This is a genomic window from Pseudomonas sp. CM27 (genome assembly GCF_013179515.1).
Taxonomy (GTDB): domain Bacteria; phylum Pseudomonadota; class Gammaproteobacteria; order Pseudomonadales; family Pseudomonadaceae; genus Aquipseudomonas.
In genome coordinates, this window is sequence record NZ_JABMCN010000074.1 from 1 (window position 1) to 23095 (window position 23095).

23 protein-coding genes are annotated in these 23095 nt (G+C 62.2%); 11 read left to right on the forward strand and 12 right to left on the reverse strand.

Features of this window, described 5'->3' with window-relative positions:
- The 8 genes from HP547_RS11670 to HP547_RS11705 form a co-directional block, all read right to left on the reverse strand.
- Positions 1-1004 (reverse strand): NADH-quinone oxidoreductase subunit F (locus HP547_RS11670; RefSeq protein WP_172286352.1); only part of this gene is annotated, 1004 nt, incomplete at its 3' end.
- Complete coding sequence (nuoE, locus tag HP547_RS11675) at positions 1001-1498, reverse strand: NADH-quinone oxidoreductase subunit NuoE (protein WP_012273294.1); 498 nt, start codon at positions 1496-1498, stop codon at positions 1001-1003. The genes HP547_RS11670 and nuoE, both read right to left, overlap by 4 nt.
- A 2-nt stretch (positions 1499-1500) precedes the next feature.
- The gene (nuoC, locus tag HP547_RS11680) at positions 1501-3282 is read right to left on the reverse strand and encodes an NADH-quinone oxidoreductase subunit C/D (protein WP_172227870.1); all 1782 of its coding nucleotides are present in this window, start codon (positions 3280-3282) and stop codon (positions 1501-1503) included.
- 78 nt (positions 3283-3360) lie between these two features.
- Positions 3361-4038: an NADH-quinone oxidoreductase subunit B family protein gene (locus HP547_RS11685; RefSeq protein ID WP_172227868.1), complete on the reverse strand. Its 678-nt coding sequence runs from the start codon at positions 4036-4038 to the stop codon at positions 3361-3363.
- Between the two features lie 10 nt (positions 4039-4048).
- Positions 4049-4462 carry an NADH-quinone oxidoreductase subunit A gene (locus HP547_RS11690; protein ID WP_003251427.1) on the reverse strand — a complete coding sequence of 138 codons (414 nt, stop codon included), beginning with the start codon at positions 4460-4462 and terminating at the stop codon, positions 4049-4051.
- A gap of 383 nt (positions 4463-4845) precedes the next feature.
- On the reverse strand, positions 4846-5508 hold the full coding sequence (locus HP547_RS11695; protein WP_172286353.1) for a lysoplasmalogenase: 663 nt from the start codon (positions 5506-5508) through the stop codon (positions 4846-4848).
- Between the two features lie 1046 nt (positions 5509-6554).
- The gene (aceA, locus tag HP547_RS11700) at positions 6555-7880 is read right to left on the reverse strand and encodes an isocitrate lyase (protein ID WP_033699180.1); all 1326 of its coding nucleotides are present in this window, start codon (positions 7878-7880) and stop codon (positions 6555-6557) included.
- 490 nt (positions 7881-8370) lie between these two features.
- Positions 8371-9105, reverse strand: coding sequence for a secretin N-terminal domain-containing protein (locus tag HP547_RS11705; RefSeq protein WP_372242889.1), 735 nt, complete (start codon positions 9103-9105; stop codon positions 8371-8373).
- Between the two features lie 186 nt (positions 9106-9291).
- Here HP547_RS11705 and HP547_RS11710 point away from each other — a divergent pair, with 186 nt between their 5' ends.
- Both HP547_RS11710 and HP547_RS11715 read left to right on the forward strand, forming a co-directional pair.
- Positions 9292-10452: a hypothetical protein gene (locus HP547_RS11710; protein ID WP_172227862.1), complete on the forward strand. Its 1161-nt coding sequence runs from the start codon at positions 9292-9294 to the stop codon at positions 10450-10452.
- A 91-nt stretch (positions 10453-10543) separates the two neighbouring features.
- Positions 10544-11986: a SulP family inorganic anion transporter gene (locus tag HP547_RS11715; protein WP_172286355.1), complete on the forward strand. Its 1443-nt coding sequence runs from the start codon at positions 10544-10546 to the stop codon at positions 11984-11986.
- A 97-nt stretch (positions 11987-12083) separates the two neighbouring features.
- Here the strand turns inward: HP547_RS11715 and fusA are convergent, their stop codons facing one another.
- Positions 12084-14195 (reverse strand): elongation factor G, encoded by a 2112-nt coding sequence (fusA, locus tag HP547_RS11720; protein ID WP_172286356.1) that lies wholly within the window; start codon positions 14193-14195, stop codon positions 12084-12086.
- Positions 14196-14268: 73 nt separating this feature from the next.
- Positions 14269-14694 (reverse strand): hypothetical protein, encoded by a 426-nt coding sequence (locus HP547_RS11725; RefSeq protein ID WP_172286357.1) that lies wholly within the window; start codon positions 14692-14694, stop codon positions 14269-14271.
- A gap of 185 nt (positions 14695-14879) precedes the next feature.
- Here HP547_RS11725 and HP547_RS11730 point away from each other — a divergent pair, with 185 nt between their 5' ends.
- Entirely contained in the window at positions 14880-15182 is a 303-nt protein-coding gene (locus tag HP547_RS11730; protein WP_172231692.1) for a hypothetical protein, read from the forward strand.
- Between the two features lie 3 nt (positions 15183-15185).
- On the opposite strand, the gene HP547_RS11735 is transcribed toward HP547_RS11730, so the two are convergent.
- Positions 15186-16436 carry an aspartate aminotransferase family protein gene (locus tag HP547_RS11735; protein WP_172286358.1) on the reverse strand — a complete coding sequence of 417 codons (1251 nt, stop codon included), beginning with the start codon at positions 16434-16436 and terminating at the stop codon, positions 15186-15188.
- A gap of 158 nt (positions 16437-16594) precedes the next feature.
- On the reverse strand, positions 16595-17491 hold the full coding sequence (gene gcvA / locus HP547_RS11740) for a transcriptional regulator GcvA (protein ID WP_172231686.1): 897 nt from the start codon (positions 17489-17491) through the stop codon (positions 16595-16597).
- A 255-nt stretch (positions 17492-17746) separates the two neighbouring features.
- On the opposite strand from gcvA, the gene HP547_RS11745 reads away from it, so the two are divergent.
- The 8 genes from HP547_RS11745 to HP547_RS11780 all read left to right on the forward strand — a co-directional run.
- On the forward strand, positions 17747-19129 hold the full coding sequence (locus tag HP547_RS11745) for an amino acid permease (protein ID WP_172222106.1): 1383 nt from the start codon (positions 17747-17749) through the stop codon (positions 19127-19129).
- Positions 19130-19186: 57 nt separating this feature from the next.
- Positions 19187-19684, forward strand: a complete 498-nt coding sequence (locus HP547_RS11750; RefSeq protein ID WP_172222109.1) for a PaaI family thioesterase — start codon at positions 19187-19189, stop codon at positions 19682-19684.
- Positions 19685-19771: 87 nt separating this feature from the next.
- Entirely contained in the window at positions 19772-20467 is a 696-nt protein-coding gene (locus tag HP547_RS11755) for a glutathione S-transferase N-terminal domain-containing protein (RefSeq protein ID WP_172286359.1), read from the forward strand.
- Positions 20468-20569: 102 nt separating this feature from the next.
- Positions 20570-20956, forward strand: coding sequence for a DUF488 domain-containing protein (locus tag HP547_RS11760; RefSeq protein ID WP_172286360.1), 387 nt, complete (start codon positions 20570-20572; stop codon positions 20954-20956).
- 34 nt (positions 20957-20990) lie between these two features.
- On the forward strand, positions 20991-21422 hold the full coding sequence (locus HP547_RS11765) for a GNAT family N-acetyltransferase (protein ID WP_172222118.1): 432 nt from the start codon (positions 20991-20993) through the stop codon (positions 21420-21422).
- A gap of 119 nt (positions 21423-21541) precedes the next feature.
- Positions 21542-21931 (forward strand): helix-turn-helix domain-containing protein, encoded by a 390-nt coding sequence (locus HP547_RS11770; RefSeq protein WP_172222121.1) that lies wholly within the window; start codon positions 21542-21544, stop codon positions 21929-21931.
- 63 nt (positions 21932-21994) lie between these two features.
- Positions 21995-22633: a UvrY/SirA/GacA family response regulator transcription factor gene (gene uvrY / locus HP547_RS11775; RefSeq protein WP_172222124.1), complete on the forward strand. Its 639-nt coding sequence runs from the start codon at positions 21995-21997 to the stop codon at positions 22631-22633.
- A gap of 6 nt (positions 22634-22639) precedes the next feature.
- A partial coding sequence (locus tag HP547_RS11780; protein WP_172286361.1) for a GIY-YIG nuclease family protein occupies positions 22640-23095 on the forward strand: 456 nt, incomplete at its 3' end.

Here is a 23095-nt window from a genome sequence, read left to right on the forward strand (position 1 = left end):
AGGCCGGTACCCATGCGGGTGCCCACCTTGGCGATGCCGCCGGCATACATTTGCGCGTCGAGGTGCTCGGGCAGCAGGAAACCGGTACCGGCGCCGCCTGGCTGCCAGCACTTGAGCTTGAAGCCGTCGCGCATGCCGCCGGCATAGTCCTCGAACAGCTCGCGGGCGGTAACGCCGAATGGCAGTTCCCACAGGCCCGGGTTCTTCACCTTGCCCGAGAAGCCCATCAGCTTGGTGCCGTGGTCTTCGCTGCCTTCACGGGCCAGCGACTTGTACCAGTCGTTGCCGTTGGCGACGATGGCAGGCACGTTGCACAGGGTTTCGACGTTGTTCACGCACGTCGGCTTGCCCCATACGCCGACGGCGGCAGGGAAGGGCGGCTTGGAGCGCGGGTTGGCGCGGCGGCCTTCCAGCGAGTTGATCAGCGCGGTTTCTTCACCGCAGATGTAGCGGCCGGCACCGGTGTGCACGAACAGCTCGAAATCGAAACCACTGCCCAGGATGTTCTTGCCCAGCAGGCCGGCGGCCTTGGCTTCATCGATGGCGCGGTTGAGGTTTTTTGCCGCGGTGGTGTATTCGCCACGCAGGAAGATGTAGCCGCGGTAGGCCTTCAGGGCGCGGGCGCTGATCAGCATGCCCTCGACCAGCAGATGGGGCTGTTGCTCCATCAGCATGCGGTCCTTCCAGGTGTTGGGTTCCATTTCGTCCGCGTTGCACAGCAGGTAGCGGATGTTCATGGATTCGTCTTTGGGCATCAGGCCCCACTTAACGCCCGTGGGGAAGCCCGCGCCGCCGCGGCCCTTGAGGCCGGAGTCCTTGACGGTCTGCACGATGTCGTCCTGCGACATCTCGCCCAGTGCCTTGCGCGCGGCAGCGTAGCCGTTCTTGGCCTGGTACTCGGCCAGCCATACCGGCTCGCCGTCGTCACGCAGGCGCCAGGTCAGCGGGTGGGTTTCGGCCGAACGCGCAATGCGGTTGGCCGGGCCGAAGGAAGTGATGGTCATACGTAACCCTCCAGCAGTTTGGTAACGCCAGCAGGCTGCACGTCGCCAAAGGTGTCGTCGTCGATCATCAGCGCCGGGGCCTTGTCGCAGTTGCCCAGGCAGCACACTGGCAGCAGGGTGAAGCGGCCGTCGGCGGTGGTCTGGCCGAGGCCGATGCCCAGTTCGCTCTGGATCTGGCTGACCACCGACTCGTGGCCGCCGATGTAGCAGACCATGCTGTCGCAGACACGGATGATGTGGCGGCCGACCGGCTGGCGGAAGATCTGGCTGTAGAAGGTGGCCACACCCTCGACGTCGCTGGCCGGGATGCCCAGCACCTCGCCGATGGCGTGGATGGCCCCGTCCGGCACCCAGCCACGTTCCTTCTGGACGATCTTCAGGGCTTCGATGGACGCCGCGCGCGGGTCCTCGTAGTGGTGCATTTCGTGCTCGATGGCCGAGCGCTCGGTTTCGCTCAGGGCGAAACGGTCGGTTTGGATAAGCGTGCTGTTCATGCTTAGCGGTCCACGTCAGCCATAACGAAGTCGATACTGCCCAGGTACGCAATGAGGTCGGCGACCATGCTGCCTTTGATCACCGAAGGGATCTGCTGCAGGTGCGGGTAGCTCGGGGTGCGGATCCGGGTGCGGTAGCTCATGGTGCCGCCATCGCTCGTCAGGTAGTAACTGTTGATGCCCTTGGTCGCCTCGATCATCTGGAACGACTCGTTGGCCGGCATGACCGGGCCCCACGAGACTTGCAGGAAGTGCGTGATCAGGGTCTCGATGTGCTGCAGGGTGCGCTCTTTCGGTGGCGGCGTGGTCAGCGGGTGGTCCGCCTTGTACGGGCCTTCCGGCATGTTGCGCAGGCACTGGTCGATGATGCGGATACTCTGGCGCATCTCCTCGACACGGACCATGCAGCGATCGTAGGCATCGCCGTTGTGGGCCAGCGGTACTTCGAACTCGAAGTTTTCGTAGCCGGAGTAGGGGCGCGCTTTACGCAGGTCGAAGTCGCAACCGGTGGAACGCAGGCCGGCACCGGTGGTGCCCCATTCCAGCGCTTCCTTGGTGGTGTACGCGGCGACGCCGACGGTACGGCCCTTGAGGATGCTGTTCTGCAGGGCAGCCTTGGTGTACTCGTCGAGGCGCTTGGGCAGCCAGTCGACGAAGTCCTTGACCAGTTTTTCCCAGCCGCGCGGCAGGTCGTGGGCGACGCCACCGATGCGGTACCAGGCCGGGTGCAGGCGGAAACCGGTGATCGCTTCGATCACGGTGTAGGCGCGCTGGCGGTCGGTGAAGGTGAAGAACACCGGGGTCATGGCGCCGACGTCCTGGATATAGGTACCCAGGAACAGCAGGTGGCTGGTGATGCGGAAGAACTCGGCGAGCATGATGCGAATCACGTCGACCTTCTGCGGCACCTTGATGCCCGCCAGCTTCTCGACCGCAAGCACGTACGGCAGGTTGTTCATCACCCCGCCGAGGTAGTCGATGCGGTCGGTGTAGGGGATGAAGCTGTGCCAGGACTGGCGCTCGGCCATTTTCTCGGCACCACGGTGGTGGTAGCCGATGTCCGGTACGCAGTCGACGATTTCTTCACCGTCCAGCTGCAGGACGATACGGAACGCACCATGCGCCGAAGGGTGGTTGGGGCCGAGGTTGAGGAACATGTAGTCCTCGTTGGCGCCCTGACGCTTCATGCCCCAGGCTTCCGGGTTGAAACGCGCCGATTCCTCTTCAAGCTGCTGCTTGGCCAGGGTCAGGCTGTAGGGGTCGAACTCGGTCGCACGGGCCGGGTAGTCCTTGCGCAGCGGGTGACCTTCCCAGGTAGGCGGCATCATGATGCGGCTGAGGTGCGGGTGGCCGGCAAAGTCGATGCCGAACATGTCCCAGACTTCGCGCTCGTACCAGTTGGCGTTTGGCCAGATACCGGTAACCGTCGGCAGGTTCAGGTCGCCTTCGCTGAGCGACACCTTGATCATCACGTCGCTGTTACGCTCGACCGACAGCAAGTGGTAGAACACGCTGAAGTCGGCGGCGGGCAGGCCACGGCGCTGGGTGCGCAGGCGCTCGTCGACGCCGTGCAGGTCGTACAGCATGCTGTAGGGCTTGGCGACACCGCGCAGGAAGCTGAGCACCTCTTTGAGCTGGGCGCGCTTGACCCACAGCACGGGCATGCCGGTGCGGGTTTCCTGGGCGACGAATGCTTCGGCGCCAAAACGGTTGTGCAGTTCGACGACCACATCCTGGTCGTCAGCCTTGTAGGGCGGAATATAAATAGCGTTGTCCGCTGTCATGGTCTCGGTCGCTTTGGGTCAACGTTAAGAATGAAGCCAGGCCGCCGGCTCCAGGGGAGCGGGCGGCAGGTCGCTGGATCAGACTTCGTCGGGGCTGCGCAGGTTGGTTACGGCAATGCGCTGCTCACGACGCAGGTCTTTCTGGGCTGGCATCTCGGCACGGTAAATACCTTGATCACCAACAACCCAGGAAAGCGGGCGTCGTTCTTGGCCGATCGACTCCTGCAGCAGCATCAAGCCTTGCAGGAAAGCCTCAGGGCGCGGCGGGCAGCCGGGCACATAGACGTCCACGGGGAGGAACTTGTCGACCCCCTGAACGACCGAGTAGATGTCGTACATGCCACCGGAGTTGGCGCACGAGCCCATGGAGATGACCCATTTCGGCTCGAGCATCTGCTCGTACAGGCGCTGGATGATCGGCGCCATCTTGATGAAGCAGGTACCGGCGATGACCATGAAGTCGGCCTGACGCGGCGAGGCCCGGATGACTTCGGCGCCGAAGCGGGCGATGTCGTGGGGCGCCGTGAAGGCCGTGGTCATTTCCACGTAGCAGCAGGACAGGCCGAAGTTGTACGGCCAGAGGGAGTTCTTGCGACCCCAGTTGACCGCGCCACGCAGCACATCTTCGAGTTTCCCCATGTAGATGTTCTTGTGGACCTGGTCTTCCAGCAGCTGGTCGGTGACGGTTTCCCGATCACCTACCGGGTACTGCTCGTTGGGCGCATCCGGGTCGATTCTGGTGAGATTGTATTGCATTGCCAAAGCCTCATTGTTTCAGCTTCGCTTGCCGCTTGCGGCGACCTTCGGGAGCCCAATCAAGTGCCCCGACGCGCCAAAGGTAGACAAGACCTGCCAACAGAATTGCTATGAAAACGAGCGCTTCGACGAACCCGGTCCAGCCGCTTTCGCGGACGGACACAGACCATGCAAAGAGAAAGAGGGCTTCGATATCGAAGATCACGAACAGCATCGCGACCAGATAGAATTTGGCGGACAGGCGCAGGCGGGCGCTGCCGACGGGCAGCATGCCGGATTCGAAGGGTTCGTTCTTGGCGCGGCCCCAGGCCTTGCTACCGAGCAGGCTGGACAGGCCGAGCATGAAGGCGCACAGGCCGACGACACCCAGGAGGAAGATGGCAAAGCCCCAGTTGTGGGCGATGAGTCCTGCCGAATCGGACATGCTAGAAATCCTTATACAGAGACCCAGCTCTGCAGTCTGAAATAAGTGTAGAGCGGCGACTTGGTGTCGCACGTGCAGTGACCAAATGTCGCAGCTGAATCAATCGCGCTGATTTTATGGGTAAACCCCGTGCAAGTAAAATTTCTGTAGCACTTTTATTCGTAGGATTAAGAACAAAAACCTGATGTAACCGGCTGAAAGCCTTGGAATTCGGGCATTGCGTGCGGTTTTGTTAATTATGTTTCTTGCGCCTGGTAACGAATTACAATTTTCGTAATGATAATTAATACCATTTGAAGTGATGCCTTTTAATTGGGCTGTTCTGTGCCTTGTAAAGTTCAGCTGGCGATTCCTCCTACTTGCAGATGCGAACGTCTCGTGTTCTAGCAGCTTCCGGCGCCGCTTGCACCGCTCTGGGTCAATACTTTATCGATTGAGCGATGACCGACTGATGAAGCGATCGCCCACTGGCCGAGCCAGTAGGCGAGGATGATCAGGTACGGTGCGGCGGCAAACGGGCTGACAAAGCGGTCGATGCCTATCAGGCTGTCGGAGAATACGAACAGGCCGGCACCCAGTGCAGCCATGCCGCCGCAGGCCAGGGCTCGCCACAGCATGGCGCTGATGGCCAGCGCGTACAGGGCAACCGGGATCAATAGTGGGCCGAGGCCGTGTCTGGCGAGCACGCTGAACAGGGTGATGCCGATGAGGGTGCTGAGCAGGAGTGGGGCTAGGGCGGGACGCAAGGTCTGGCCGCAATAGGCGCGCAGGTAGGCCAGGTGGGCAAAGAGGAATGCGACCAGGCCGAACACGAACAGGTCGGCGGGGATGGCCAGCAGGATATCGCCGAGTACCGAGCAGGCCAGGCCAATCGAGATCCATGTGCGATAGGGTGAGGCGGGTGCGCTGCGCAGCCAGGCGATCATGGCCAGCACCGGGATGGGTTTGGCCAGCAAGGCGAGCAGGGTGTTGTCGCTGGCCAGTGCATATAGATAGAGGGTAGCGGCGGCCAGGGCGAGAATGGTCAGGTGGCTTGGACGAGGCATGGGCGGTCCTTGCTGCTGTGCTGCCACAAGCATAGACCTGATCCTGGGTTTTGCTTTGGCCTGTTTCGGCCCTTTGGCGGGGTAAGCCCTGCGCATTCGGTGTGGGAGCCGCGCTTGCCGGCGATGGGCCGCACAGCGGCCCCAACGTTTCAAGTCGCTCACAATCCGTCAGAATGGTGTCGCTTGTATTGGGGCTGCTTCGCAGCCGTCGCCGGCAAGCGCGGCTCCCACAGGCTCACTGCAGCCTTCGAAATGCGCGCAGTACGTTTGGGAGATCATCCAGCCCTTCCGGGTTCTCGCGCCGGGAATTCTGCGCGCAAGCCCTCCGCATTCGGTGTGGGAGCCGCGCTTGCCGGCGATGGGCCGCACAGCGGCCCCAACGTTTCAAGTCGCTCACAATCCGTCAGAATGGTGTCGCTTGTATTGAGGCTGCTTCGCAGCCCATCGCCGGCAAGCGCGGCTCCCACAGGATCACCGCGGCCTTCGAAATGCGCGCAGTACGTTTGGGAGATCATCCAGCCCTTCCGGGTTCTCGCGCCGGGAACTCTGCGCGCAAGCCCTGCGCATTCGGTGTGGTAGCCGCGCTTGCCGGCGATGGGCCGCGCAGAGGCCCCAACGTTTCAAGTCACTCACAAGCCGTCAGAATGGTGTCGCTTGTTTGGGGCTGCTTCGCAGCCCATCGCCGGCAAGCGCGGCTCTCACAGGATCACCGCGGCCTTCGAAATGCGCGCAGTACGTTTGGGAGATCACCCAGCCCTTCCGGGCTGAGCTCTCGCGACGGGAACTCTGCGCGCTAGCCCTGCGCATTCGGTGTGGGAGCCGCGCTTGCCGGCGATGGGCCGCACAGCGGCCCCAACGTTTCAAGTCGCTCACAATCCGTCAGAATGGTGTCGCTTGTATTGAGGCTGCTTCGCAGCCTATCGCCGGCAAGCGCGGCTCCCACAGAGAGCGCGTCAAGCGGGTTCACCCGTGAAAGGCCGGTACCGTTAAAAATAAAGGCCCGGCGCTTTACAAGCCCCGGGCCTTTACTCAACCGCCACCCACTATCAGTGGAACTGCTCTTCCTCGGTCGAGCCAGTCAGCGCAGTCACCGACGATGCCCCACCCTGAATCACGGTGGTCATGTCGTCGAAGTAGCCAGTACCCACTTCCTGCTGGTGCGCCACGAAGGTGTAGCCTTTGCTGGCGTCAGCGAATTCCTGCTCCTGCAGCTTCACGTAGGCGGTCATGTCGTTGCGGGCGTAGTCGTGCGCCAGGTTGAACATGCCGTGCCACATGTTGTGGATGCCGGCCAGGGTGATGAACTGGTGCTTGTAGCCCATCGCCGACAGCTCGCGCTGGAACTTGGCGATGGTGGCGTCGTCCAGGTTCTTCTTCCAGTTGAAGGACGGCGAGCAGTTGTACGACAGGATCTGGTCCGGGTATTCCTTCTTGATCGCTTCGGCGAAGCGGCGGGCTTCGTCCAGGTCCGGCTTGGCGGTTTCGCACCAGATCAGGTCGGCATACGGCGCGTAGGCCAGGCCGCGGGAAATGGCCTGGTCGAGGCCGGCGCGTACCTTGTAGAAACCTTCACGGGTGCGCTCGCCGATCACGAACGGCTGGTCGTACGGGTCGCAGTCGCTGGTCAGCAGGTCAGCGGCGTTGGCGTCGGTGCGGGCCAGGATGATGGTCGGTACGCCCGACACGTCAGCGGCCAGGCGCGCGGCCACCAGCTTCTGCACGGCTTCCTGGGTCGGTACCAGTACCTTGCCACCCATGTGGCCGCATTTTTTCACCGAGGCCAACTGGTCTTCGAAGTGCACGCCGGCGGCGCCCGCTTCGATCATGTTCTTCATCAGTTCGTAGGCGTTGAGCACACCGCCGAAACCGGCTTCGGCGTCGGCCACGATTGGCGCGAAGTAGTCGATGTAGCCGTCGTCGCCCGGGTTCTTGCCTGCTTTCCACTGGATCTGGTCGGCGCGGCGGAACGAGTTGTTGATGCGCTTGACCACGGTCGGTACCGAGTCGACCGGGTACAACGACTGGTCAGGGTACATCGACTCGGCCGAGTTGTTGTCGGCGGCAACCTGCCAGCCGGACAGGTAGATGGCCTGGATGCCGGCCTTGACCTGCTGCACTGCCTGACCGCCGGTGAGGGCGCCCATGCAGTTGACGAAATCTTTTTCTGGGCGGAAGGACGGGTGGGCACCCTGGGTGACCAGCTTCCACAGTTTTTCTGCGCCCTGGCGGGCCAGGGTGTGCTCTGGCTGCAGGGAGCCACGCAGGCGAACGACATCAGCGGCGGTGTAGGTACGGGTCACGCCTTTCCAGCGCGGGTTTTCGGCCCAGTCTTTCTCGAGGGCTGCAATTTGCTGTTCGCGTGTCAGTGCCATGGAAATAAACCTCGTCGCATCGATCTTGGGTTAATTGTGCTGATGCTCGGAGCAGATCAGGAGCCAGGCGGCTGTCCTGTTCGCAGGAGTGCGGCGGCGAACGCGAAGGCTCGAAGGGGAAGGGTGGGCAGGCCAGGCGACGGTGTGCTCCGGCAGGTCGGCTCGTGGTTGCCTTGCTGCGGTGCTTCGCGATTGCCAGTACTGCGGTGATGCGCTTCCGTCCCTCGGGACAACTTCTTCGTTGCAGTCGCAATCCCGTCGAACCGCCTTGTGGGCCGTATAGACACGAGACGCCTCCAGGGGTGGGAGGAGTACGCCTCGAAGGCCCTTGCCAGGGCCCCTGATTAGCGGGAGCGAGGCCATCATGCCCTTGGGAAAAAGACACTGTCAAATGTTTTGTAGTGCTTTTTATTGCTTACTACATCTTTGGTCTAATGCGACTTGGCAGTCAGTTTCAAGGCCTTTGGTCGAGGCCTTGAATTGCCTGGTTTCAGTCTAGAAGGTCGACTTTGACACGCAATGTCATGTTTTCACCGCGCTGGGTGCTGTAACTGCGGCTTGACGTGCTGCGCTCGGCTTGGCTCTGCTGGTTGTAGCCTGCCAGGGTGATCCATTCGCCAAGCTTGCCGGTGACGGTCGTGTCGGTACTCTGCACTTTCACTACATCTGCACGTTCGTGGCTGATGCGGTCATTATTGCTGCTTATTTGCAGACGCACCGTGTCGCCGCTGAGGCTTGGGATGACGTAGAAGCCTTGGGTCACATTGCGGTATTCGGTGTTGCTCTGGATGCGCCCGTAACCGTCGGTGCTGGTGCTGGTGATGGGGATGCTCTGGCCAACCTGGATCAAGGCTGGCTGGCCTTCGCTGGCTTGAATCTGCTGCAGGCCGCCTTCACGGTTGCTGGTGCCGTAATGGATGACGCGTGCATTGCCGCGGTTGTCCTGGAAGTTACTGTCACTGTTGTCGACGCTGATCAGCAGGCGTTTGGCGGCGGTGTCCAGTTGTTGCAGCAAGGTCCGCAGGTCGTCGATGCGTTCGGGGCTGGCGTTGACGATCAGCTTGTTCTCGAAGGCGCTGACGGTACCGTCCTTGCCGATGAACGCCTGCGCGGCGGGCAGCAGTTCGGCGCTGCTGCGGTGCTGCAAGGGTACGACTTCGGTGGCGGCCTGCGCGCTCAGGCTGACGGCCAGCAGCAAGGACGCAAGAAGGGGGCGTAGCGGCATGTCCATGATCTCCGCAGGTAGAGCCAACATGATGGCAAATTTGCAGGCTTTGTGCCGGATCTGGATCACGCATCGGCATCTGGGCGGAGGTTTGCCCCGTCGACAGCGAAGCCCAGATGGGTGTTTTATCTTGTTTTATCTTGTAGGCTATAAATTATAGTTTGGTAGATAATTGAGGATAGTCACATGTCTCCGACCCGCTCGCTCCTGCGTCGAGATCAGCTGGCCAAGGCGCTGGCCCAGGATTTGGCCGGCGAGTCGCTGGTGGATTACAGCTCGGGCATGTTTCTGGCCGCGCCTCGACGTACCGGTAAAAGTACCTTCCTCAACAACGACTTCATCCCGGAATGCGTGAATCGCGGCTGGCTGCCGGTGTACGTCGACCTCTGGTCAGACCGTGACGCTGCCCCGGCGGAGCTCATCAGTGGCGCTATCGGTGTCGCTTTGAGCGGGTTCGAAAGCGCGCTGGCCAGAACGGCGAAGAAGGCCGGTATCGACAAGATAAACCTGCTGCGCACGCTCAGCTGGGATTTCACTCGGCCACAACTGCCGGCGGGCACCACGCTGGCCCAGGCGCTGGCTGTTTTGCATCAGGTGTCGGGGCAACTGGTGGTGCTGATCATCGACGAGGCCCAGCACGCCCTCAATAGCGAAGACGGCCTGAATGCGATGTTCGCCCTCAAGGCTGCGCGGGACCATCTCAACCGTGGCGACCGCCCGGACGGGCTGCGGCTGGTGTTCACGGGCTCGAGCCGTGACAAGCTGGCCAACCTGGTGCTCAAGAGCAAGCAGCCGTTTTTTGGTGCCAGCATCACCCCCTTTCCGTTGCTTGGGCGTGACTATGTCGAGTTCATCACCGAGCTCTGGAATGGTCGCCTGGCCGACAGCAACCAGTTCAAGGCCGAAGACCTGGCATACGCCTTCGAACTGGTCGGTCGGCGCCCGGAAATGCTCAACAAGCTGTTGGCCGAGGTCAGTGTCGGCCTGGGCGAGGCCGGCAACCTGGGTGAACTGCTGCGCAACGGCGCGCTCAACCATCAGGCTGGGGTGTGGAGCGACTATGAAAGCGCCTGGAACGAACTTTCGCCGTTGCAGCGGGCGGTGCTGGAGGTGATGGCCGAGCGCACGCGGGGCCGTCAGCCGTTTTCGCCGTTCACCGAGCAGACCTTGATCGACGTCAGCCGCAAGCTGGAACGGGCCCAGGCCGAAGCCAATGCCAGCACGCCCAATGTACAGAAGGCTTTGGATGCCCTGCGCGACAAGGAACTGGTGTGGAAGGCCAACCGTGGTGAGTATGCGCTGGAGGATGCAGCCATGGCCGAGTGGTTGACCCGTACCGGGCGCTAGCTACCCTTGCGCTGGTCGCTGTCAGACAAATTACGTAACATCGCGCCCCTTGTTTTTGTAACGTCCGCCCGGACTGCTTTCCAGGATGCCCATGAAACCCGCCCGACTACGCGCCGACCTGCTCGCCGGCCTGACCACCTCGTTCGCCCTGGTGCCCGAGTGCATCGCCTTTGCCTTGGTGGCCCACCTCAACCCGCTGATGGGGCTTTACGGGGCGTTTATCATCTGCACCCTGACAGCGCTGTTCGGTGGCCGGCCGGGGATGATCTCCGGCGCTGCCGGCTCGATGGCGGTGGTGATCGTCGCTCTGGTGGTGCAGCACGGTGCGCAGTACCTGCTGGCCACGGTGCTGCTGGGTGGGGTGGTGATGATCCTGTTCGGCCTGCTGCGCCTGGGCAAGCTGGTGCGCCTGGTGCCGTACCCGGTCATGCTCGGCTTCGTCAACGGCCTGGCCATCGTCATCGCCCTGGCCCAGCTTGAGCATTTCAAGCAGGGTGAGCATTGGCTCGGCGGCGCGCCGCTGTACCTCATGATCGGCCTGGTGGCGCTGACCATGCTGGTGGTCTATGTGCTGCCGAAACTGACCCGCGCGGTACCCCCCGCGCTGGTAGCGATCCTCGGCGTTGGCCTGCTGGTGTACCTGCTCGACCTGCCTACCCGCACCCTGGGCGACATGGCGCACATCGCTGGCGGCCTGCCAGTGCTGGCGCTGCCGGATGTGCCATGGAACCTGGAAACCCTGAAAATCATCGCTCCCTACGCGGTGCTGATGGCCATGGTCGGCCTGCTGGAAACCCTGCTAACGCTTAACCTGACCGATGAAATTACCGAAAGCCGTGGCTACCCGGACCGCGAATGCGTGGCCCTGGGTGCAGCGAACATGGTTTCGGGGTTGTGCGGTGGCATGGGCGGTTGCGCGATGATCGGCCAGACCGTGATCAACCTCAGCTCCAATGGCCGTGGCCGGCTGTCAGGGGTGGTGGCCGGGGTGATGATTCTGCTGTTCGTGTTGTTCCTGTCGCCTTTGATCGAGCGTATTCCGCTGGCGGCGCTGGTCGGGGTCATGTTCGTGGTGGCCCAGCAGACCTTCGCCTGGGCGTCGTTGCGGGTGCTGCACAAGGTGCCGGTGAGCGATGTGCTGGCGATCATTGCGGTGACAGTGGTCACGGTGCTCACCGACCTGGCCATGGCGGTGATGTTCGGCATCATCATCGCGGCGGTGAACTTTGCCTGGCAGCATGCCCGCGAGCTTTACGCCGACAGCCATGACGACGGGGAGGGGGGCAAGCGTTACCAGGTGCATGGGACGTTGTTCTTTGCCTCGACCGCGCCGTTCCTGAACCAGTTCGACCCGGCCAACGACCCGGCCAAGGTCACGCTGGATTGCCAGCACCTGAGCTTTGTCGATTACTCGGCAGTGGCCGCGTTGACCACCTTGCGCGAGCGGTACGCCAAGGCCGGCAAGCATTTGCGCGTGGTGCATTTGTCGGAGCGGTGCAAGAAACTGTTGAAGCGGGCTGGCGAGCAGCATTGAGAATTGTCTTTGCCTGTACCGGCCTCTTCGCGGCTAAAGCCTCTCCCCCAGAGTGTGGGAGCGGCTTTAGCCGCGAAGAGGCCAGTACAGGCGAAAATCACTCGCCGCGGTTCTTCTTGACGATGCCATCGGCAATGCTTGCCGGGGCCTCGGCGTAGCGGGTGAACTCCATGGTGTAGCTGGCCCGCCCTTGGGTCATCGAGCGCATCGAAGTGGCGTAGCCGAACATTTCCCCCAACGGCACCTCGGCGCGAATCACCTTGCCGGCTGGCGTCTCGTCGCCGTCCTGGATCATGCCGCGGCGCCGGCTGAGATCGCCCATGATGTCACCCTGATACTCTTCGGGGGTGACCACCTCGACCTTCATCACCGGTTCCAGCAACACCGCCCCCCCTTTTTGCGACAGCTGCTTGGTGGCCATCGAGGCGGCGATCTTGTAAGCCATTTCGTTGGAATCGACGTCGTGGTAGGAGCCGTCGAACACCGCAGCCTTGAGGTTGATCAAAGGGTAGCCAGCGAGCACGCCGTTCTTCATCTGCTCCTCGATGCCTTTCTGGATCGCCGGGATGTACTCACGCGGTACCACGCCGCCGACAATCTCGTTGACGAATTCCAAGCCTTCCTTGCCCTCATCACCGGGGGCGAAGCGGATCCAGCAGTGGCCATATTGCCCGCGCCCACCAGACTGGCGCACGAAGCGTCCCTCGATCTCGCAGGTGTTGCGGATTTTTTCGCGGTAGGCCACCTGCGGCTTGCCGATGTTGGCCTCGACATTGAACTCGCGGCGCATGCGGTCGACGATGATGTCCAGGTGCAACTCGCCCATGCCGGAGATGATGGTCTGCCCGGTCTCCTCGTCGGTGCGCACCCGGAACGAAGGATCTTCCTGGGCCAGCTTGCCCAGGGCGATGCCCATTTTTTCCTGGTCGGCCTTGGTTTTCGGTTCCACCGCCACGGATATCACCGGGTCGGGGAAATCCATGCGCTCAAGGATGATCGGGTTGTCGATGGCGCACAGGGTGTCGCCGGTGGTCACGTCCTTCATGCCGATCAGCGCGGCGATGTCACCGGCACACACGTCCTTGATTTCCGCGCGCTGGTTGGCGTGCATCTGCACCATGCGGCCGATGCGTTCCTTCTTGCCCTTCACCGAATTGAGCACCGCGTTGCCGGAGCTCAGTACACCGGAATAGACGCGGGCAAAGGTCAGGGTGCCGACGAACGGGTCCGTGGCGATCTTGAAGGCCAAGGCTGAAAACGGCTCGTTGTCGTCGGCGTGGCGTTCCAGATGGTGCTCTTCATTATCCGGGTCGGTGCCCTTGATAGCCGGGATCTCGGATGGCGCAGGCAGGTAGTCGATGACCGCATCGAGCATCAGCGGCACGCCTTTGTTCTTGAACGAGGAGCCGAGGATGGTCGGCACGATTTCGTTGGCGATGGTGCGCTGGCGCAGGGCCGCCTTGATCTCGTCGATGCTCAGTTCCTCGCCGTCGAGAAACTTCAGGGTCAGCTCGTCATTTGCCTCGGCCGCGGCCTCTATCATGTGTGCCCGCCATTCGTCGGCCAGGGCCTGCAGGTGGTCGGGTATTTCTTCTTCGCGGTAGCTGGTGCCGTTGTCGGCGTCATTCCAGTAAATGGCCTTCATCTTCACCAGATCGATCTGTCCGATAAAGTTTTCTTCGCTGCCGATGGCCAGCTGGATAGGCACCGGGTGATGCCCCAGGCGCTTGTCGATCTGCTTGACCACGCGCAGGAAATCGGCGCCCTGGCGGTCCATCTTGTTGATGTAGGCCAGCCGCGGCACATGGTACTTGTTGGCCTGGCGCCAGACTGTTTCGGACTGCGGCTCGACCCCGTCGGCGCCGCTGAACACCACAACCGCCCCATCCAGCACGCGCAGCGAGCGCTCGACCTCGATGGTGAAGTCGACGTGGCCGGGGGTGTCGATGATGTTGAAGCGGTACTTGTCGGCAAACTGCTTGGTCGAGCCCTGCCAGAAGGCCGTGGTCGCTGCCGAGGTGATGGTGATGCCGCGCTCCTGTTCCTGAGCCATCCAGTCCATGGTCGCGGCGCCATCGTGCACCTCGCCCATCTTGTGGTTGACCCCGGTGTAGAACAGGATCCGCTCGGTAGTGGTGGTCTTGCCAGCGTCGACGTGGGCGACGATGCCGATGTTGCGGTACAGCTCGATGGGCGTGGTGCGGGCCATGGCGGACTACCTGCGGATGGGCGGATTCCCCCACGTTAGCAGACCGGTAGAATCCTGCCGCGCCGCCGGGCCGTCAGTCGGCCTGGGCCTGCAGCAGCCACTGGCCTTCCACTTCGCGGGCCAGGCCGCTGGCTGGCAACAGCGCCAGCAGGCGGGTGTGCAGGGCGGCGTCGGTGAAGGTCTTGAGGGTGGTCAGGTCCAGCGTGCCGATCAGGTTGAGGTCGGCCTTGGTGTACGACAGCCAGGCTTTTTTCAGGAACTGGGCAACATCGCTGCCGGCAGTGCTGGCGAAGCGGCGATGCCATTGACCACCGTCAAAAGTGAAATTGTGAGCATGGCTGTAGGTGCTTTCGTCGGCACCTTCGGTGCAGCGGTGGCAGCGGCACGGGCCTTCGCCAAAGGCGTTGCGCAGGTAGCTGTTGAAGTCCACGACGGGCCTGAGGGACAGGCGTTTGTCGACATCGAACAGGTCGGCGATAAGGGGTTCTTCGGCGCTCACTCGGGATCCTCGTGTGGTGTGGCGTGCATCGGCGGGCACCCTAACAGATCGGGGCTGCCAGATCATCTTTTGCAGGCCCGGCCGGTTCGCGGGTGGACCCGCGAACCGGCCGGTAGAGACAACCGCGACCGCCTGCCGTACTCTACGCGCCTGTTAAGCCTATACATCCCTTTGAGGTAACCCGCTTGAGCACCAAGTACCCCTATACCGCCACCGTAACCATCAGCGCCGAAGACCGTGGGGGCGATATCGAGGCCTCGGAAAACCCCAAAATGCGCGTAGGACTGGAGGCGGTCACCGAAACCCTGAAGAAGGTGCATTTCGTCGGTACGCTCGCGGCCCCTGAAAAAAATGCCACGCACATCTGTGTGACCCTGGAGAACGGGCTGACCTACTACGGCCCGATCGTCAACGGCCACGCCGAGCTCGAAGGCGGCTGGATTGCCTTCGAGTCCGACATGCTGACCCCGGAAGAGCTGGGCCTTTAAGCTTTAGTTCAACTCTGCGAGGCATTGCTCGAGAATATCCAGGCCTGCCTCGAGCACCTCGGCCTCGATGGTCAGCGGTGCCAGCAGGCGGATGATGTGCCGCGCCTTGCCGCTTGGCATCAGCAGCAGGCCCTTGGCCCGCGCCGTTTCCATCACCTTTGCCAGTTGCGCCGGTGCCGGGCTGCCGTCGGCATTGACGAACTCGATGCCGCGCATGGCGCCCACCCCGGTCAGGCGGCCGATGAACGGGCTCAGGCCTGATGCCTTCCAGCGTTGGTAGCGGCTGACGATCGCCTGCTCCTGGCGCTCCCCCCAGGTCGCCAGGTTTTCGTCGGTCATCTGCGCCAGGCTGGCCAAGGCTGCCGCACAGGCAATCGGGTTGCCCGAATAGGTGCCACCCAGGCCGCCCTTGGGCAGCGATGCCATCAAATCCTTGCGCCCCACCACCGCACCCAGCGGCATGCCGCCGGCGATGCTCTTGGCCAGCAGCAGCAGATCAGGCTCGATGCCCAGGCGCGGGAAGGCGAAGCGCTGGCCGGTACGGCCGAAGCCCGACTGGATCTCGTCGATGATGATCAGGATGCCGTGTTCGTCGCAGAAACGGCGCAGGGCCTGGGCGAACATCGGGTCGAGCGCGAGGAAGCCGCCTTCACCCTGTACCGGCTCGAAGATGAATGCCGCCACGTCCTCCACAGCCAGCTCGACGCTGAACAGGCGCTCCATGGCCTTGAGCGCCTGCTCGCAGGTAACCCCGTTGTCGGCGCTGGGGTAGGGCAGGTGGTACACCGGCCCCGGCAGTTCGCCGACCCGCTGCTTGTACGGGGCGACCTTGCCGTTGAGGTTCAGGGTGGCGAGGGTGCGGCCATGGAAGCCGCCGTCGAAGGCGATGATGGCGCGTTTGCCGGTGGCTCCGCGGGCCACCTTGAGGGCGTTTTCTGCAGCTTCTGCGCCGCTGTTGGTGAGCATGCCGGCCAACGGGTAGCTGACTGGCACGAACTGGCTCAGCTGCGCCATCAGCTCCAGGTACGGGCCATGCGGGGCGGCGTTGAAGGCGTAGTGGGTGAGGCGGGTGGCCTGGGCCTGGATCGCTTCGACAACGGCCGGGTTGCAATGGCCCAGGTTGAGGACGCCGATACCGCCGACGAAGTCGATGTAATGTTTACCGTCGGTGTCCCAGACTTCGGCATTGCGGCCATGGGAAAGTGTGATCGGGTGAACGATGGCAATGGATTGGCTGATACTTTCCTGGTTCATGGGGCACGCGGACCTTGTTCGAGTTTCTTATTATCCAAGCGTGTTGGCGGGGTGTTCTGCAAACGAATTAATTGATTGCGGTCATTCCATGGATTCGTGATCTGGCCAATGTTTTGTGTTGGCTGTGCCGGCCTCTTCGCGGGCTTGCACAGGAGTAATCAATCCCCCTCAGCCACCCGCTCGCGAATCCACTGCACAAAGGCCCGTATCTTGGGCACCTCGGCGGCATGCTCGGCATGCGCAATGAAGTGCCTGCCATTGCTTGCCACCGGGTGGTCCCAGGCCACCACCAGCTTGCCTTCGCTGAGCTCCTCGGCTACCAGGTAGCGCGGAATCAAGGCAATGCCGCAGCCAGCGATGGCCGCGCGAATGCACAGGTAGAACGTGTCGAAACGCGGCCCGTGGTAGCTGTTCTGGCTATGCAGCCCCAGCCCCAGAAACCATTCATGCCAGGCCTCGGGGCGCGACACGCATTGCAACAAACGGTGCTCGGTCAGCGCCTGGGCGCTGGCGAACGGGTGATTGGCCAGCAGCTGAGGGCTGCATACCGGCACCACTTCTTCGCTGAACAACTCAATGCAGGTTGCCCCGGGCCAGGTGCCCTGGCCGAAGAAAAAGGCGATGTCAGCCTTGGCCTGGACCAGGTCGAACGGCTCCAGTTCGTTGCGTACATCCAGGTGAATACGCGGGTAGCGGTCGCCGAAACCCTTGAGCTTGGGCACCAGCCAGCGGGCACCGAAGGTGGGCTGGGTGGCGATGCGCAGCACTTCGGTCTCATCGCCATAGCTGAGGATGTAGCGGCTGGAGATGTCGATCTGGGTGAGGATCTTGTTCACTTCGGTGAGGTACAGCGCACCGGCCGGGGTCAGGTGCAGGCGCCGGCGAATGCGCTGGAACAGCGAGTGCGAGAGCATGTCCTCCAGCTGCGCCACCTGCTTGCTGACCGCGCTCTGGGTCAGGTGCAGTTCCTGGGCCGCGCGGGTGAAGCTGAGATGGCGGGCGGCCGCCTCGAAGCACTGGAGGGCGGTAGTCGAAGGCATCAGGCGTTTGGACATGACGGGCACATACCGAGCAAAAAAGGATGAAGTTCATTCCAAAGCGGAATCATGTGGTTCGAAAAGGTCGTTTGTTGACCCCGGCCTATAGATTAATACTGACCTGGATCAACGATTACAACCGGTCGTGCGAAGAGGAGGCCAGTACCCGTTTCCGGCATCAACAAAACAACAACAACGTCCATCAGAAATTTACAAGAATTCTGCTCCGACCTTCAGCCGCCTCGCCGCGGCCGACCCATTCGAGGGTTCTTCATGGCTTCGCTAGACAACAAGAAACAGCGTTCCCTGCAGCACGGCCTGACTTCCCGTCAGGTTTCCATGATCTCCATCGCCGGTATCATCGGCGCCGGCCTGTTCATCGGCTCCTCCAACGCCATTGCCACCGCAGGCCCGGCCATCCTCATTTCGTACGCCATGACCGGGCTGCTGGTCCTGCTGGTGATGCGCATGCTCGGCGAAATGGCCATCGCCAACCCCAACAGTGGCTCGTTTTCCACCTATGCCTCCGAAGCCATCGGCCCCTGGGCGGGCTTTACCATTGGCTGGCTGTACTGGTGGTTCTGGGTACTGATCATTCCGGTCGAGGCCATTGCTGGCGCCGACATCCTGCATGCCTACTTCCCCGGCGTGCCGTCCTGGCTGTTCGCCTTCCTGATCATGCTGGTGCTGTCGGGTACCAACCTGATCAGCGTGAAGAACTTCGGCGCCTTCGAATACTGGTTCGCGCTGGTCAAGGTGGTGGCAATCATTGCCTTCATCGTGGTCTGCAGCCTGGCGATATTCGGCTTCTGGCCGCTGGCCGAGGTGTCCGGGGTGAGTCGGCTATGGGACAACGGCGGCTTCATGCCGAACGGCTTCGGTACCGTGCTGGGGGGCGTGCTGATCACCATCTTCTCGTTCTTCGGCGCCGAAATCGTCACCATTGCCGCTGACGAAACCGCCAACCCGAAAGACAAGATCCGCCGCGCCACCAACCTGGTGGTGTACCGCATTGCCATCTTCTACCTGGCGTCGATCTTCCTTGTGGTGTCGCTGGTTGCCTGGAATGACCCTGCACTGAAAGCCGTTGGCTCGTTCCAGCGTGTGCTGGAAGTGCTGAACGTGCCGGGCGCCAAGCTGCTGGTCGACCTGGTGGTGCTGGTGGCAGTGACCAGTTGCATGAACTCGGGCCTGTACACCGCCTCGCGCATGCTCTATTCGCTGGGCGCCCGTGGCCAGGCGCTGAGCATGACCAAGCGCATCTCCGGTTCGGGTGTGCCCACTGTCGCGGTCATCCTCTCGACCCTGGCCGGGTTTGCCGGTTGCCTGGTCAACTATGTGTTCCCGGGGAAGGTGTTCGGATTCCTGTTGTCGACCACCGGCGCCATCGCCTTGCTGGTGTACCTGGTGATCGCCGTGTCGCAGCTGCGCATGCGTGCCCGTGCTGACCGTGAAGGGCGGCCGCTAGAGCTGAAGATGTGGCTGTTCCCGTGGCTGACCTGGCTGGTGATCGGCACCATTGTCATGGTGCTGGGCTACATGCTGTTCAGCGATGCCTACCGTTATGAAACGCTGATGACCGCCGGGGTGACCGCGTTCATCCTGCTGGTTTCGCTGACCCAGCGGCGCGCCAGGGTGGTCGCCCAGACGGCCTGATGTTTCTGCTTTAATGGGGGCGTTGCGCGCCCCCATATCAATAAGCACAGGAAGCGTATGAACAATCAGAACCTTTCCCTCCAGGCCCTCGCTGCGCCAGACGGCACCTGCTACGGCTGCGGTTGCTCGCACCCCAGCGGCCTGCACCTGCAAAGCCATTGGGATGCCGATGGCATCCACCTGCTGTGCCGTCACGCGCCCGACAGTACCTTCATCGGCTGGCCCGGCCTCGTCTACGGTGGCCTGCTGGCGATGCTGGTCGACTGCCACTCCAACTGGACAGCCATGGCCTACCACTACCGTAACGAAGGCCGCGAGCCGGGCAGCTTGCCGCGTATCGACTGCGTGACCGGCACGCTCAACCTGACCTACCTGAAGCCCACGCCGATGGGCGTCGAGCTGCTGCTCAAAGCCCGCGTGGAAGGTGAAACAGGGCGCAAGACCCGCGTGCTCTGCGAAGTCTGGGCCGACGATGTGCTGACCGTCACCGCCGACTCGGTGTTCGTGCGCGTCGATACCGAAAAGCTCAAGCTCAAGGCCCACGGTCAGGCCTGAACGGGCCACGGTCATGCGCGGCCGGTGATGGTCAGCCGCCCGGGATGCCTCTAGAGTGGCAGGTTCATTCCACAGGCAAGGTTGATCATGACCGATCTCAGTGCGTTCCCCATCACCCGCAAATGGCCCGCCCGACACCCTGAATGGCTGCAGCTGTATTCGCTGCCGACGCCCAACGGCGTCAAGGTGTCGATCATGCTCGAAGAAATCGGCCTGGCCTACGAGCCGCACAAGGTCAGCTTCGAAAGCGATGACCAGCTGAGCCCCGAGTTCATCTCGCTCAGCGCCAACAACAAGATCCCCGCCATCCTCGACCCCAACGGCCCCGGCGGCAAGCCGCTGCCGCTGTTCAAGTCGGGGGCGATCCTGCAGTACCTGGCGGAAAAGAGCGGGAAGTTGTTGAGCCTGGACCCGGCCCAACGCTACCTGACCTTGCAGTGGCTGATGTTCCAGATGGGCGGCATCGGGCCGATGTTCGGCCAGGTCGGGTTCTTCCACTTCTTTGCCGGCAAGGAATACGAGGACAAGCGCCCCCGGGACCGTTATGTGAATGAGTCCAAACGGCTGCTGGGTGTGCTGGACCGGCACTTGAAGGGCCGGCAGTGGATGGTCGACGAATACAGCATCGCCGACATCGCGATCTTGCCGTGGGTGCGCAACCTGGTGGAGCGTTACAACGCGAGCGAGCTGGTTGGGTTTGATCAGTTCAAGGAAGTGCAGCGAGTGCTGGCGGTGTTCCTTGAGCGGCCGGCGGTGCAGCGTGGGCTGAAGATTCCGGGTTGATGGTGGCTGTGCGGGCCTAGAGCAAAAAAAACAAACCCCACCTGCCCGCGACCTCGATCAATTATCTAGGCTCAAGACAGATGCTAACGGCAGGAGAACTCCATGATCCGCTGCAAGCGCGTCTACGCTGCGGTCGAGGTTGAAGACGGCCAGCGGGTGCTGGTCGACCGCTTGTGGCCGCGCAACAAGCGCAAGCAAGACCTGCACGGCCAGTGGATGCGTGAGGTGGCACCTTCGGATCAGCTGCGCAGGTCACTTCACCAGGGCGAACTGGATTTCGCCGGTTTCACCCAGCGTTACCAGCAAGAGCTGGCCGCTCACCCCGAGCACTGGTACCCGCTGCTGGGCATGGCAGAGCAAGGCACGCTGACATTGCTGTATGCCGGCAAGGACACCGAGCACAACAATGCCCGGGTGCTGGCCGACTGGCTGGAAGACGAACTGGACAAGCGCGGGCCCGGCAGTTCACCCGTGTGTTATGGCCATTGATCGATGCCTGGAAACCCCGAGAGCACATTGTGTGATGCCCCTGAACCTGACCCCGGCAAACGACAGCCACTGCACCTTCGCCCGCGACCTCACCCGCCGCGCCATGCTGCCGTACTACCGCGAATACCACCTGCTCTGGATAGAGGAGGCTTTCGACGAAGCCTGGGGCTGGCGCGAGCAGTGGCTGGTGACCGACGGGGACACCTTGCTGGGCTTTTGCAGCCTCAGCCAGGACCGTCAGGCGCTGTTCATCCGCGAGTTGCACCTGCTGCCCGAGCACCGCGGTCACGGGGTGGGTAGTTGGGTGCTGGAGCAACTTGTCCTGTGGGCCAGGCAGCGCGGCCTGCCGCTGCTGCGGCTGATGGTATTTCGCAGCAACCCGGCCCGCCTGCTTTATCGGCGCCACGGCTTTGTCGAAATGGGCGAGGACGACTGTTTTGTACGCATGCAGCGAACCATCGACTAGTGGCTCAATGATGGCTTGTCGCGACCCCAGCGCATCGGCATAGTGAAGGCTGACAGCCACGGCTGCCCTTCGGCAGGCGGGGAGTGCCTCGGCAAAATCAAGGGAAAGGAGAACCCCCTATGAATGGAATCGGTCCGCGTCTGCGGGAAGAGCGTGAGCGACTGGGCATGACTCAGCGCGTGTTTGGCTATATCGGTGGGGTCGAACCCAATGCCCAGGGTAAATACGAGAGCGGTGAACGCATGCCGCGGGTGGATTACCTGGCGGCATTGGCGACGCGTGGTGTGGATGCGTCGTACGTGCTCAGCGGCATCCGCACCCCGGCCCTGCTGGACGGGTTGAGCATGGACGAGTCCGCCTTGCTGAAGGCTTTCCGGCAATTGTCGGTCGATGATCAAGCGGCACTCGGGCACCTGCTGGGCCGATTGGCGAACCCTGAAAAAACCCGGCAAACAGTGCGGTCTCTCACAGTTGAGCGTCAGGCGTTTCTGACGGAAGCAATGCGTTAGGCCCACCGTGAAATTTTTTGTTAAGGTGGCGGGATCCAATCGCCCTGCTGACGAGGTGTGTGCTTGATTAGGGTCTTAGTGGTCGATGATCACGATCTGGTACGAACCGGTATTACGCGCATGCTCGCCGACATCGATGGCCTGCAGGTGGTGGGTGAGGGGGATTCGGGCGAGTCGGCGCTCAAGCTGGCCCGTGAGCTGAAGCCGGACGTGGTGCTGATGGACGTGAAAATGCCTGGCATCGGCGGCCTGGAAGCCACCCGCAAACTGTTGCGCAGCCACCCGGACATCAAGGTGGTAGCCGTGACCGTGTGCGAGGACGACCCGTTCCCCACGCGGCTGTTGCAGGCCGGTGCCGCCGGCTACCTGACCAAGGGCGCAGGCCTGGATGAAATGGTCCAGGCCATTCGCCTGGCCTTCGCCGGCCAGCGCTACATCAGCCCGCAGATTGCCCAGCAGCTGGCGCTCAAGCCGTTCCAGCCGCAGGGCTCGCCGTTCGACGCGTTGTCCGAGCGGGAAATCCAGATTGCTCTGATGATCGTCGGCTGCCAGAAAGTGCAGATCATCTCCGACAAGTTGTGTCTCTCGCCCAAGACCGTCAATACTTACCGTTATCGGATCTTTGAAAAACTCTCGGTCACCAGCGACGTCGAACTGACCTTGCTGGCCGTTCGCCACGGTATGGTTGACGCAAGCCTGTAAACCCTCATGTCTCAAGTTTTTGATGCCAGCGCATTTCTGGCGACCTGCAGCGGTCGCCCGGGCGTTTACCGAATGTTCGACGCCGAAGCCCGGCTGCTGTACGTGGGCAAGGCCAAGAACCTGAAGAAACGCCTGACCAGCTATTTCCGCAAGACCGGCCTGGCGCCCAAGACCGCCGCGCTGGTTGCGCGCATTGCCCAGGTCGAAACCACCATCACCGCCAACGAAACCGAGGCGTTGCTGCTGGAGCAGAACCTGATCAAGGAATGGCGCCCGCCGTACAACATCCTGCTGCGCGACGATAAATCCTACCCCTACGTGTTTTTGTCCGACGGTGAGTTTCCGCGGCTGGGCATTCACCGTGGGGCGAAAAAGGCCAAGGGCCGCTACTTCGGCCCATACCCCAGCGCCGGCGCCATCCGCGAGAGCCTGAGCCTGCTGCAAAAGGCGTTCTCTGTCCGC